Raw genomic sequence first — 10,926 nt, forward strand, 5'->3', positions numbered from 1 at the left:
CGAGCTGCGCCAAGCCGCCGCCCACCTCGACCGCGTGGTCCTGCGCTGGAACCTCGTGCCGGTGCAGGCCTGCGTCCGCATCCGGTTTGCCGAGGGCAAGATCACGCTGGACGCCACCGACACCGACATGGCCCTGACGCTGGAGCTGGAGGCCCAGACCACCGGCGCCGCAGATCTCGTGGTCTCGCACCGCGCCCTGGCGGGCTTCCTGCGCGCCGCCCGGGGGCCGGTCACACTCTCCTTCTTGGCGGGCGAGGAGCATGACCGCCTGCGCCTCTCCGATGGCGAGATCGAGGTCGTGCTCAAGATCACCATCCCGCCCGAAGACTTCCCCCGGCCCTTCGAGGATCTCGACCGGGACTGGCTCGGCGGCGCGCCCCAGTTCACCCTGTCCGGTGCCCAACTCCTTCGGCTGCTCGACCTCGGCCGCTCCTGCATCAGCCGCGAGGAGACGCGCTACTATCTCAACGGCACCTACCTGACCGCCAAGCCCGAGGCCGGCACCCTGCGCGCCGTCTCGACCGATGGCCACCGCATGGCCGTGATCGACTGCGAGGTGCCTGCGCAGTTCCGCCCGGAGATCTGTGACCACCCCTCCGGGATCATCCTGCCCGTCCGCGCCGTGGACCTGCTGCTGGCCCTGGCCCGCAAGAGCGGCAATGCCGCCCTGCAGATCCATGCCGGCGACCGCCACCTGGTGCTGCGCTCCGAGGGGCTGCAGCTGATCACCCGCGGCATCGACGGCACCTATCCGGATTACACCCGCGTCGTGCCCGCGCCTTCGGACAAGCTGACCGCCCATCTCTCCACCGCCGCGCTGACCCGCCTGCGCACCATCGCCAGCGCCACCACCTCCGGGCAGTCGCTGCCCCTTCGCCTCAACCCTGGCGCCGCGCGTATGTCGCTTGCCACCGGCGAGGGCGACGAGATCTCCGCGCCGCTGCAGGGCCATGTCACCGAGGACGGCCTGACCGTCACGATCAGCCTGCGCCTGCTCTCCGAACTCTCCCGCATCGCGCCAGCCTTCACCCTCTCATGTGCCGGGCGCGGCGATCCCGCCCGCATCGCCACAGAGGACCCCGACGCGCTCTGGGTTCTCATGCCGATGCGCGACTGAGGCCAGGGGGATGAAGGACATGGCCATGAGCAGTGACGACCAGGCGCCCCGCCTGAAGGAGACCCAGGCCGACCGCGAGGTCCGCGACAAGGCCTATCGTGTCACCGCCGGTGAGCTGCGCGGCTTCGTCGAGCGCTACGAGCGGCTCGAGGCCGAGAAGCAGGTCATCGCGGAGCAGCAGAAGGAGGTCATGGCCGAGGCGAAGGGCCGGGGCTACGACGTGAAGGTCCTGCGCCGGCTCATCGCGCTGCGCAAGCGCGACCCCGACGACGTGGCCGAGGAACAGGCCGTGCTCGACCTCTACAAAGACGCCCTGGGGATGGGCTGATGCGCTGGCTGATCTGCTCCCCCGTCCTCGCCTGCCCGAGCGTCGCCGCGCTCTCGGCCGCCGCCCTGGCGCAGGGTGGCAACCTGGTGCAGCTGGCGCTGGTGCTGGCCATGACCCTCGCGCCCCATGACGCGGCGCGGACGGCACAGGACGGCACAGCGATGCCCCGCCTGCTGCACCGGATCGCCCCCTGTGGCCCCTTCCTTCCCGGCGCCGCGCCCGGCGCGGGCTGGCTGTTCGGCCAGGCCCAGGACGGCACCGCGCTGGCGACCATGGTGCTCTGCACCTTGCTCGCCACCCTCGCCCTGCTGCCTGCCTATCACGCCCTTGTCTGCACCCCGGAGGCCCCCTGATGGACGGCGCACATCTTCTCGACCTCGCCCTGGACACCCGCCCGGCACCCCTCGGCCCGCCGCTGATCGTCGACAGCTTTGCCGGCGGTGGTGGCGCCTCGACCGGCATCGAGATGGCCCTGGGCCGCGGCCCCGACATCGCCATCAACCACAACCCGAAGGCCCTGGCCCTGCACGCCGCGAACCACCCGGAGACCCTGCACCTCAGCGAGAACGTCTATCGCGTCGATCCGCTGGATCATCTAGCCGGCCGCCATATCGGGCTGATGTGGTTCAGCCCGGACTGTCGCCACTTCTCCAAGGCCAAGGGCGGCGCCCCGGTGGCCCGCAACATCCGCGACCTCGCCTGGGTGATCCCCGGCTGGATCAAGCGCATCCAGCAGAGCGGCGGCCAGGTCGACGTGGTGATCATGGAGAACGTCGAGGAGTGGAAGACCTGGGGCCCCGTCATCGAGACCCCGCGCGGGCCGATGCCCTGCCCGAACCGCCGCGGCGAGACCTTCGCGCGCTGGTGCAAGGCCATCCGCAAGCTTGGCGGCAAGATGGAGACCCGAGAGCTGCGCGCCTGCGACTACGGCGCCCCGACGATCCGCAAGCGCCTCTTTGTCCTCATCCGCTTTGACGGCCAGCCCATCGTCTGGCCTGAGCCGACCCACGGCGCGCCCGACGACCCGCGCGTCATCGCGGGCGTCCTAAAACCCTGGCGCACGGCCGCCGAGTGCATCGACTGGTCGATCCCCTGCCCCTCGATCTTCGACAGCGCCGATGAGATCCGCGAGATCCACGGCCTGCGCGCCGTGCGCCCGCTGGCCGACAACACCCTCGCCCGGATCGCCCGCGGCGTCGCCCGCTACGTGCTCGAGGCCGAGAGCCCCTTCGTCGTCAACCTCACCCACGGCGCCCGGCTGGAGGATCTCCGCGCGCCCCTGCGCACCATCACCGCCGCCAGGCGTGGCGAGAAGGCCGTCGTGGCGCCCTCTCTCCTGTCGCTCAAGGGCACCGCCCGCCGCGACAGCGCCATCGGCGCCCCGCATCCGACGGTGCTGGCTGGTGGTGGTCATAGCGCCCTGCTGGCGCCCTGCCTTGCCAGCATCGCCCATGGCGACAGCGGCGGCCGCCGGGAATATCCGCTGAGCGATCCCCTCGGCACCGTCACCGGCGCCGGCGTCCAGCACGCCGTCGTCGCCCCTGTCCTGACCTATGCCCAGCAGGGCGGCCGCAACCGGGCACCAGTGCTTCCGCTGCATACCGTCTGCGCCAGCCCCAAGGACCAGAATGCCGTGCTGCTGCCGACCCTGATCCAGACCGGCTACGGCGAGCGCCCCGGCCAGGCGCCCCGCGCGCTGGATCTGGGCAGACCCCTCGGCACCGTGGTTGCCGGCGGCGCCAAGCATGCCACCGTCGCCGCTTTCCTGGCCCAGCACAACGGCGGCCCGCGCATGGGGATGAACGCCGGGCATGACGCCCGGGACCCGCTCTCGACCGTCGCCGCCAGCGGCAGCCATCAGACCCCGGTCGCGGCCTTCTTCGCCAAGTACTACGGCACCGGCGACGGCGCCCGCACCGAGGCGCCCTGCCACACGATCACCGTCAAGGACCGCATGGCACACATGCAGGCGGCCCTCCAGGCGCCGCCCTTCACTGAAGCGCATGAAGCCCGCGCCCGCGAGGTGGCCGCCTTCTTGCGCGCCCATGGCGCCTGGGACGGCGGCGAGCTGGTCACGCTGGAGATCGCCGACACCCGCTATGTCGTGGCCGACATCGGCATGCGGATGCTCACCCCGCGCGAGCTCTTCACCGCCCAGGGCTTCCCCGCCGACTACGTCATCGAGGGCGTCTGGGAGAGCCTCGGCCCCGACTGGACCTGGACCAGCTTCGCCAAGAAGACACAGGTCAGCTGCGTCGGGAACTCCGTCTGCCCACCGGTCGCGGCCGCGCTGGTCCGGGCGAATTGTCCGCAACTGATCCGCCAGGAGGCCGTAGCATGACGATAGAGACCGTCCCCCCCGAAGACCTCGCCGACATCCAGGCACGCGCCGAGCTTATGGCCGACGAGGCCACCGAGCCCGCCGTGCGGATCTTCTACCGCGCCGCGGCCGCGGTGCTGGGCGACGCCTTCAAGCGCCAGAGAGAGGAAGCTTTCGATGCATGACTACGTGTCCGAGCTCGAAACCCAAGAGCTGGTCTGCCGCGGAACAGGCCGCCACCTCTCTCATGGTGGCAGCATGCTTCTGGTGCTTATCGGCTGGGACCTCTTTGTCGCCGGACACGGCCCCGCAAGGTGGGTGTTGTGATGGGGGCCGTTAAGGGCGTGGCCAGCTTATCGCCCTCGATGACCCGCGATTTACCAGTCTCATTCGCGCCACAAAAAATGGGGCACAGGGCGACACGCAGCCAGACAGCGTCCGCGACCCCGATCGGCCCCCGGAGGCGTTCGCGGCATTTGCCCTCCGGAACGACGAGCTAGACGACGAAAAGGAGGAGTGACATGGCCAAAGCACCAGCCCCTGCGATGCCGACATCACGCCAGATCAACGAGGCGTTCGAGACGGTCAAGAAGTTCCACCCCGACGCGCGCATCGCATCGGTCGGACCTGATGGCGTGAAGTTCACCTATACCCAAGAGAGGGTTGCCCTGGGACAGGAAGCTGTCGACGATCCGCGCCAGCCCCTTTCTTGGTAACGAGCGCGATGCAAGTCCGATATCCCGGCCTCCTGGCCGAGAAGCTGCCCTCCGGCAAGATCCGCTACCGGGTGCGCGTCGAGGGCGACAAGACCCGGCGCATCGCGCTGTCCGTGGCGCCAGATCACCCGCAGTTCGTCGAGATCTACCGTGCCGCGCGCGCGGGCGTGATCCTCACCCCCGAGGCCACACCAGAGGAAAGAGCCATCCGCTATTCGATCGGCTGGATTGCTGCAAAGCACCTGGCGGCGATGGAACGGGATGTCGCCGCCGGCGCCACCTCGCCCCTCACTCTGAAGAAGCGCAAAGGGGTGATGAAGGTTCTGACGGAGCGCTATGGCGACTATGCCATGGCGATGCCACAACCCAAGCTGATCGAACTGCGCGATGAATTCATCGCAACACCGGCCCGCGCGGACAGCATCATCGAGGGCATCCGGTCGATGTACCGATGGGCCTGCGAGCGCGGCCTATGCGACGTGAACCCCGCAGTCGGTATCAGCCGTATCGACCCCGGCAAGGGCGGCGCTGTTCCTTGGTCGCCCGATGACCTCCAGAAGTTCAGGGCAAAGCACCCGGCTGGCACGACGCCTCATCTGTGCCTCACCCTGCTCATGTTCACCGCCTGCCGGATCGGCGATGCGATTTGGCTCGGTCGCGCGCATGAGACGAAGGTGCAAGGCGTCCAGGCTCTCCGCTGGCAGCCCTCCAAGCGAGGCTCTGCAGAGGTGACCATCCCGATGCTGCCGCCTCTGTTCCGCGCGACAAGGGCCGCATCGGCGCAAGGTAGAACCTACCTGCTCAATGCTAAGGGGCTTCCATTCTCGACACCGGACTCACTCGGCAACATGTTCCGCCGATGGTGTGATGCAGCTGGCCTCCAGGGCCGGTCAGCGCACGGCGTTCGCAAAGCTGCCGGACACCTGCTCGCCCAGGAAGGATGCTCGCAATACCAGATCATGACGATCCATGGCCACACCCAGGCGCAGACCTCCGAAATATACACCAGAGGGGTGGATCGCTGGAAGATGGCCAAGGACGCGATGACCTCTCTGGAGGGAATGGAATGGTGAGATTTCCGTGGGACACCTTGCCCGTAACCCATTGATTCCGTTAACCCGCAATTTGCAGCCAGATGGGACACCTGCTCTCTGTAACAACGGCGAAAATCAGCATTTTGCGAAGCTCGCTACCCGCTCCAATCGACGCTGAACTCCCCACAGGATCAGGACTGCAGGCCGCCAGGGCTCGAGCGGCACGGCTGCCGTCCACGGATGGCTGATACGGGCCGACAGATTTGCGTCATGGCGGATCATGCCGATCTTTCCGGTCGCGGCAACTCCGCAAGGGTCCCGGGGCCAACAGGAATTTGCGCCGACCCTGCCGGGGCTGTAACATGTCCCGCATAACTCCAGGGGAGCGCGGCGCATGCTGGTCCATGTCGGCGATGAGCGAAACGGCACGATCGACCGCCACCTCGCGGCGGCATTGTCCACGATCGCCGGAGCCCTGAATGCTGTCGGCTTCCTGATCGCAAGCTCCTTCACCGCGAACATGACCGGCAACCTGTCCGCCTTTGCCGACGAGGTCGCGCGCGGGTCCTGGAGGTCCAGCCTCGGCTTCCTGTTTCTGCTGGCCCTCTTCATCGCCGGGGCGACCCTGGCTGCCGCCTTCATCGTCTTCGGCGAACAACGGGGCCTGCGCTCTGTCTACGCTGCCGCCATCGCGACGGAAGGGGTGATCGTCGCGGCCCTGGGGCCCCTCCTGTCCTTCCATGACGACGGGTCGAAAGCTTGGCTTGTCGGCTGTCTGAGCCTTGTCATGGGCCTTCAGAACGCGGTCACGACCCTGATCTCGAGATCGCGGGTCCGGACGACACATGTCTCGGGGATGGCCACGGACATAGGCATCGGCCTGGCCGCGATCCTGACGCCCGGCCGGTCCCGGACGGCCGCCCTGCCGAACCTCGGGCTGCATGTGCTGACCCTGTCCGCCTTTGCCCTCGGGGGGATCGCCGGGGCGCTCCTGCATGCCGCCATCGGCCCCTGGCTCTTCACCCTGGCTGGCGGCTGCCTGCTGGCAATTGCCCTGCCGGAGATGCTGCGGGCGCGCCATCTGCCGCGCCCGGACTGAGCCCGTCACGACGTGACGGCAGGGGCTGGGCGGAACATGCTGGGCGAAAGGCCCCGACTGGGAACTCAGGCCGGCAGCGGCCATGTCTCGAGGAAGGTCGAGGGGGTGATGTAGCTGCGAGCCGACCGCAGGCCCTCGAGGCTCTGGATCTCCATCAGGAAGTCGTCGAGCGAATCCGTGTCGATTGCCAGGCCCTTGACCAGGACGCACCCCTCCCCCGCGAGGGTATGAAGGTCCTCAACTCCGGGACGATGCGCGAAGGCCGGCAGATCCCGGGTGGCCTTGCAGCTGCCCGTGTCGACGACAGGGCAAGTCAGCAATGTGCGGCCCAGCTTGCAGGCGTCGATCGTCGGCTCGGACGGCTACTTCGGGCTTTTCGAACGGTCGCAAGATACGGGCATTGGTCTTTCGGCCGCCCCCTTCGGCCAGCAGATCACCGCCCCTGCGCCGGAACGCTGAACGTCACCACCCGAGCCGTGTTTCGCCTCGGGTGCCGCGCGCGGCACGCTCTCAATCCGGGTCACCTTCCCGATGGCAGCCTGTCCTGACAGGCAGGCAAAGGCCCCACTGCGGTCAGTGGCTTGCGCCGATGGTCCGGGCATTGTTGCATGCCCCATGTGCAACATGCGGCGTGGGACATGACCGAAACATGGAGAGGGCTGCCCTGCGGGTGGCAGGAGGGTGACCGGCGCCCGAGGAATGCGGCGCTTGCCCTTGCAGAACGGGTACTTTCGGCACTCGGGGCTGCCGACGTCCTGCAGCCGCAGGCGGCGGACATCGGGTATCACTCAACGGTCTGTCTGATCTGAAATGCCGGGCAGGTCGAGCTTGAAGTCTTCGATGCCTCCTGTGAGCTGAACCTGTTCCACCAGGATCGGGAGCGGGTGCCCTGGGCCGTGATCGACTACGACGCGGCGGCTCTCGAAGACCTGGCCGGGCTCTTGTCCGACCTTCGCGATTTTCTTCATCGAACAGGGACATGACCGGATCCTGCCGCCACTGACGCCTCTGTCGGGCGTCGCGAAGCGGACGGGATGGGGGCCGGTCGGCCTGTCCCTCGCAGTGGCTGGGCCCGGCGTCCCGGTTCACGGACCTCGCTTGGCGCTGCTGCCCAGTGATGCCCCAGCCCCACCCGGCCTGCCCCGCCAGAGCCAATGCCCGGGCGCGTTCGGACAGCCCCTTGGGAAGGTTCTTGCGCAGGAGGGGGGATCGCAGTACCAGATCAGCATCATTCATGGCCAGAGCCGGGCGACGACACCTTCCGAAGTCCACCCCAAGGACGTTGATCGCCAGGCATTGGCCGCAGCCGCAACGAACACCCTCGCATGAACGACATGGGAAGAACCTCGAGGGACGCCCGGAACGCAAGCCGCTGATTCCATTGAGGACCATCCACGCACCTCCTGGGATCCCCCGCACTGAATTCGTGGCCAGACCGCTGGTGCCGTAGCGCGCTACCAACCCGGGCCCTTGCCACGCAGATCCTTTCCCCGCGCCCGGTGCCGGGCGGCCCTTCCTGGACCATTCCGCGGCTCTGGTTCCAGGATCAGGCCCGGCATCCCGGATGCCAGACCACCGGCCGAGACTTTTGCAAGACTTTCCCCGAACCGCCTTCCGCCTGATCGCCCTCTGCCTGCTGGGCTACCTTGGCGGCCTGGCCGCCCACCTGATCGGCCTGCCCCTGCCCTACATGCTGGGATCGCTCTTCGCGGTGGCGCTGACCGCCGGCCTGCTGCCCGGCATCCTGCCCGAGAACTACAAGTTCCCCGAAGGCTTCCGGTCGCTCTTCATCGCCATCATCGGCACCACCATCGGCGCCCAGATCACCTGGGAGATCGTCGGCAACCTGCCCCGGATGTTGCCCTCGATCCTGGCGCTGACGCTCTTCGTGCCGCTGACCCAGGCGGTCAACTACCAGATCTTCCGCCGCATCGGCGGCTATGACCGCGCCACCGCCTTCTATGCCGGGGCGCCGGGCGGGCTGATCGATTCCATCGTCTCGGGCGAAGCGGCGGGCGCGGATGTGCGCATCCTCGCGGTGCAGCAGTTCCTGCGCATCATCGTGGTGGTCTCGCTGCTGCCGGTCGGCCTGTCGCTGTGGTACGGCCATCCGGTGGGCTCTTCCGCCGGCATGTCGATGAGCGGTGGCAATGTCGGCCTCGAACACCTGCCCGAGGTTCTGGGCGCAGCCGTGCTGGGTCTGCTGATCTTCCGCCGCCTGCATATCCCGGCCTCGCAGCTGATCGGGCCGCTGATCTGCTCCGCCGTGCTGACCCTCTCGGGGCTGGCGGTGATCGAGGCGCCGGGATGGGTGGTCTCGGGCTGCCAGGTGATCATCGGCACCTCCCTGGGCACCCGTTTCATCGGCGTCGAATGGGGACGGCTGCTGCGGGCAACCTGGCTCTCGGCGCTCTCGGTCGCGGTGATGCTGGCGATCGGGCTGACGCTGGCGCTGTCGGTGGCGCCGCTGACCGGACAGCATACGGATGTGCTGGTGATCTCCTTCGCGCCGGGCGGGGTGACCGAGATGGCGCTGGTGGCCCTGTCGCTCAACACCAACCCGGCGGTGGTCACCATGCACCACCTCTACCGCATCGTGCTGACGGTGCTCTGCCTGGGCTTCGTGTCGAAACGCGGCTGGTTCGACACCCCGAAGGCCGGGGCATGAGCGCGCCCGAGCTGCGCCGCGCCGGCCCGGCAGACACCGAGCGGCTGGTGCCACTCTACCGGGCCTTCTTCGACGAGGACGGGATCACCACCCCCACCCCGGCCCTGCGCCGCAACCTGGCCCGGATGCTGGAGGACGAGCGCGCCTGCATCCTGCTGGCCGAAGCCGGGGGAGTGGTGCTGGGGCTTGCCGCCGGCTCGCTTACCCACGGGGTGGAATTCGGCTGCGCCGCCGAGCTGGAAGACCTCTACGTCCTCCCGGATGCACGGGGCCGCGGGCTGGCGCGCAGGCTGGCCGCGGCGGTGCTGGACTGGGCCGAGGACGCCGGCGCGACCGAGGTCTACCTGGTGATCACCCCCGAGGCCGAGGCCGACCGGGGGCTGACGCGATTCTACGGCAAGCTGGGCTTTGCCCGCAGCGGCCGGATCACCATGTTCCGCGAACCCGGCGACGGCTGATCCTCAGCCCGCCGCCTTCTCTTCCAGTTCCATCCATTCTTCCTCGGCCTCGGCCAGCAGCTTCTGCCGCTCGGCCAGCGCCTCGGTGCCCTTGGCGAACTTGACCGGCTCCTTCTGGTAGAGGTCCGGCTGGGCAAGGAACTGTTCCAGCTTGGCGATCTCGGCCTCGAAACGCTCGATCACGGCGGGCAGCTCTTCCAGGCGATGCTTCTCGGTGAAGGAAAGCGCGGTTTTCTGCGCTGCCCTGGCCGCCGCCGGCTTCGGGGCCGCAGGCTCCTGCGCCGCGGCCTGAGCCTTCGCCCCAGGCTCCCGCCCTGCCCGCGCGTCCTTCATCGGCGCGACTTCGGCGCGCTGCGCCCGGTAGTCGCTCCAGCCGCCGGCATAGACGGTGGCGCGGCCATCGCCCTCCATGGCGATGGTGGTCGAAGCGACGCGGTCGAGGAAATCCCGGTCGTGGCTGACCAGCAGCACGGTGCCGTCGTAGCTGTCCAGCAACTCCTGCAGCAGGTCCAGGGTTTCCACGTCCAGGTCGTTGGTCGGTTCGTCGAGCACCAGCAGGTTGCTTTCCCGCGCCATCAGCTTGGCCAGCAACAGGCGGGCCTTCTCGCCGCCCGAGAGCGATTTGACCTTGGCCCGCGCCTGGGCCTCGTCGAAGAGGAATTCCTTCAGGTAGCCCACCACGTGTTTCGGCGTGCCGCGCACCATGACCTGATCCGCGGCGCCCGAGACGCGCATCTCCTTGTCGCCCGTCAGGCTTTCCCACAGCGTCATCTCGGGATCGAGCTGGGCGCGGGACTGGTCGAAGATCGCCGGCACCAGGTTGGTGCCCAGCTTGATCTCGCCCGCATCCGGCGCCTCCTGCCCCATGAGCATCTTGATCAGCGTGGTCTTGCCCACCCCGTTGGGGCCGACGAAGGCCACCCGGTCGCCGCGGTTCACCAGCAGGTCGAACTTTGTCACGATGGGCTTGCCGCCGAAGGCCTTCTCGAGGCCCTTCGCCTCGATCACCTTCTTGCCGCTGGCCGGCCCGGCCTCCAGCTCCATCGCCGCCGCGCCCTTGCGGCGGATCTGGTTGCCGCGCTCCTCACGCAGGGCGGCGAGGTTGCGCACCCGGCCCTGGTTGCGCTTGCGCCGTGCGCTGATGCCCTCGACGGCCCAACGGGCCTCGGACTTGATCTTGCGGTCC

14 protein-coding genes are annotated in these 10,926 nt (G+C 68.4%); 11 read left to right on the forward strand and 3 right to left on the reverse strand.

Features of this window, described 5'->3' with window-relative positions:
• From OS124_RS0121560 to OS124_RS0121605, 8 genes are all read left to right on the forward strand, one after another.
• The coding region (locus tag OS124_RS0121560; RefSeq protein WP_010142084.1) for a DNA polymerase III subunit beta at nucleotides 1–1,117 on the forward strand (1,117 nt) is incomplete at its 5' end.
• A 25-nt stretch (nucleotides 1,118–1,142) separates the two neighbouring features.
• Nucleotides 1,143–1,445: a DUF2312 domain-containing protein gene (locus OS124_RS0121565; protein WP_050900946.1), complete on the forward strand. Its 303-nt coding sequence runs from the start codon at nucleotides 1,143–1,145 to the stop codon at nucleotides 1,443–1,445.
• Entirely contained in the window at nucleotides 1,445–1,798 is a 354-nt protein-coding gene (locus OS124_RS0121570; RefSeq protein WP_010142086.1) for a hypothetical protein, read from the forward strand. Before OS124_RS0121565 ends, OS124_RS0121570 begins: the two co-directional genes overlap by 1 nt.
• Complete coding sequence (locus tag OS124_RS25595; RefSeq protein WP_010142087.1) at nucleotides 1,798–3,786, forward strand: DNA cytosine methyltransferase; 1,989 nt, start codon at nucleotides 1,798–1,800, stop codon at nucleotides 3,784–3,786. Before OS124_RS0121570 ends, OS124_RS25595 begins: the two co-directional genes overlap by 1 nt.
• Nucleotides 3,783–3,950: a hypothetical protein gene (locus OS124_RS27650; RefSeq protein WP_168161502.1), complete on the forward strand. Its 168-nt coding sequence runs from the start codon at nucleotides 3,783–3,785 to the stop codon at nucleotides 3,948–3,950. Before OS124_RS25595 ends, OS124_RS27650 begins: the two co-directional genes overlap by 4 nt.
• Before the next feature lie 336 nt (nucleotides 3,951–4,286).
• Nucleotides 4,287–4,481, forward strand: a complete 195-nt coding sequence (locus OS124_RS27120; protein ID WP_010142088.1) for a hypothetical protein — start codon at nucleotides 4,287–4,289, stop codon at nucleotides 4,479–4,481.
• 8 nt (nucleotides 4,482–4,489) lie between these two features.
• Nucleotides 4,490–5,554, forward strand: coding sequence for a tyrosine-type recombinase/integrase (locus OS124_RS0121600; RefSeq protein WP_010142089.1), 1,065 nt, complete (start codon nucleotides 4,490–4,492; stop codon nucleotides 5,552–5,554).
• Between the two features lie 355 nt (nucleotides 5,555–5,909).
• Nucleotides 5,910–6,614 carry a YoaK family protein gene (locus OS124_RS0121605; protein WP_010142091.1) on the forward strand — a complete coding sequence of 235 codons (705 nt, stop codon included), beginning with the start codon at nucleotides 5,910–5,912 and terminating at the stop codon, nucleotides 6,612–6,614.
• Nucleotides 6,615–6,679: 65 nt separating this feature from the next.
• On the opposite strand, the gene OS124_RS25600 is transcribed toward OS124_RS0121605, so the two are convergent.
• A complete protein-coding gene (locus OS124_RS25600; RefSeq protein WP_010142092.1) occupies nucleotides 6,680–6,934 on the reverse strand; it encodes an Lrp/AsnC ligand binding domain-containing protein in 255 nt (84 codons plus the stop codon).
• A gap of 13 nt (nucleotides 6,935–6,947) precedes the next feature.
• On the opposite strand from OS124_RS25600, the gene OS124_RS28225 reads away from it, so the two are divergent.
• Complete coding sequence (locus OS124_RS28225; RefSeq protein ID WP_272941959.1) at nucleotides 6,948–7,073, forward strand: hypothetical protein; 126 nt, start codon at nucleotides 6,948–6,950, stop codon at nucleotides 7,071–7,073.
• 329 nt (nucleotides 7,074–7,402) lie between these two features.
• Here OS124_RS28225 and OS124_RS0121620 read toward each other — a convergent pair whose 3' ends face one another.
• Nucleotides 7,403–7,582: a hypothetical protein gene (locus tag OS124_RS0121620; RefSeq protein ID WP_029375644.1), complete on the reverse strand. Its 180-nt coding sequence runs from the start codon at nucleotides 7,580–7,582 to the stop codon at nucleotides 7,403–7,405.
• Nucleotides 7,583–8,202: 620 nt separating this feature from the next.
• Here OS124_RS0121620 and OS124_RS0121625 point away from each other — a divergent pair.
• Both OS124_RS0121625 and OS124_RS25605 read left to right on the forward strand, forming a co-directional pair.
• Complete coding sequence (locus tag OS124_RS0121625; RefSeq protein ID WP_010142093.1) at nucleotides 8,203–9,282, forward strand: AbrB family transcriptional regulator; 1,080 nt, start codon at nucleotides 8,203–8,205, stop codon at nucleotides 9,280–9,282.
• Nucleotides 9,279–9,740, forward strand: coding sequence for a GNAT family N-acetyltransferase (locus OS124_RS25605; RefSeq protein ID WP_010142094.1), 462 nt, complete (start codon nucleotides 9,279–9,281; stop codon nucleotides 9,738–9,740). Before OS124_RS0121625 ends, OS124_RS25605 begins: the two co-directional genes overlap by 4 nt.
• Nucleotides 9,741–9,743: 3 nt before the next feature.
• On the opposite strand, the gene OS124_RS0121635 is transcribed toward OS124_RS25605, so the two are convergent.
• On the reverse strand, nucleotides 9,744–10,926 hold a 1,183-nt coding region (locus tag OS124_RS0121635), incomplete at its 5' end, for an ATP-binding cassette domain-containing protein (RefSeq protein ID WP_010142095.1).

Source organism: Oceanicola sp. S124, from assembly GCF_000220565.1.
In the GTDB taxonomy this organism is placed as follows: domain Bacteria; phylum Pseudomonadota; class Alphaproteobacteria; order Rhodobacterales; family Rhodobacteraceae; genus Pseudooceanicola.

Coding starts and splice junctions, on each gene's coding strand:
- OS124_RS25595 (WP_010142087.1), top strand. CDS start 1,798: ATGGACGGCGCACATCTTCTCGACCTCGCCCTGGACACCCGCCCGGCA.
- OS124_RS0121620 (WP_029375644.1), bottom strand. CDS start 7,582: ATGAAGAAAATCGCGAAGGTCGGACAAGAGCCCGGCCAGGTCTTCGAG.
- OS124_RS25605 (WP_010142094.1), top strand. CDS start 9,279: ATGAGCGCGCCCGAGCTGCGCCGCGCCGGCCCGGCAGACACCGAGCGG.
- OS124_RS0121570 (WP_010142086.1), top strand. CDS start 1,445: ATGCGCTGGCTGATCTGCTCCCCCGTCCTCGCCTGCCCGAGCGTCGCC.
- OS124_RS0121605 (WP_010142091.1), top strand. CDS start 5,910: ATGCTGGTCCATGTCGGCGATGAGCGAAACGGCACGATCGACCGCCAC.
- OS124_RS27650 (WP_168161502.1), top strand. CDS start 3,783: ATGACGATAGAGACCGTCCCCCCCGAAGACCTCGCCGACATCCAGGCA.
- OS124_RS0121565 (WP_050900946.1), top strand. CDS start 1,143: ATGAGCAGTGACGACCAGGCGCCCCGCCTGAAGGAGACCCAGGCCGAC.
- OS124_RS0121600 (WP_010142089.1), top strand. CDS start 4,490: ATGCAAGTCCGATATCCCGGCCTCCTGGCCGAGAAGCTGCCCTCCGGC.
- OS124_RS27120 (WP_010142088.1), top strand. CDS start 4,287: ATGGCCAAAGCACCAGCCCCTGCGATGCCGACATCACGCCAGATCAAC.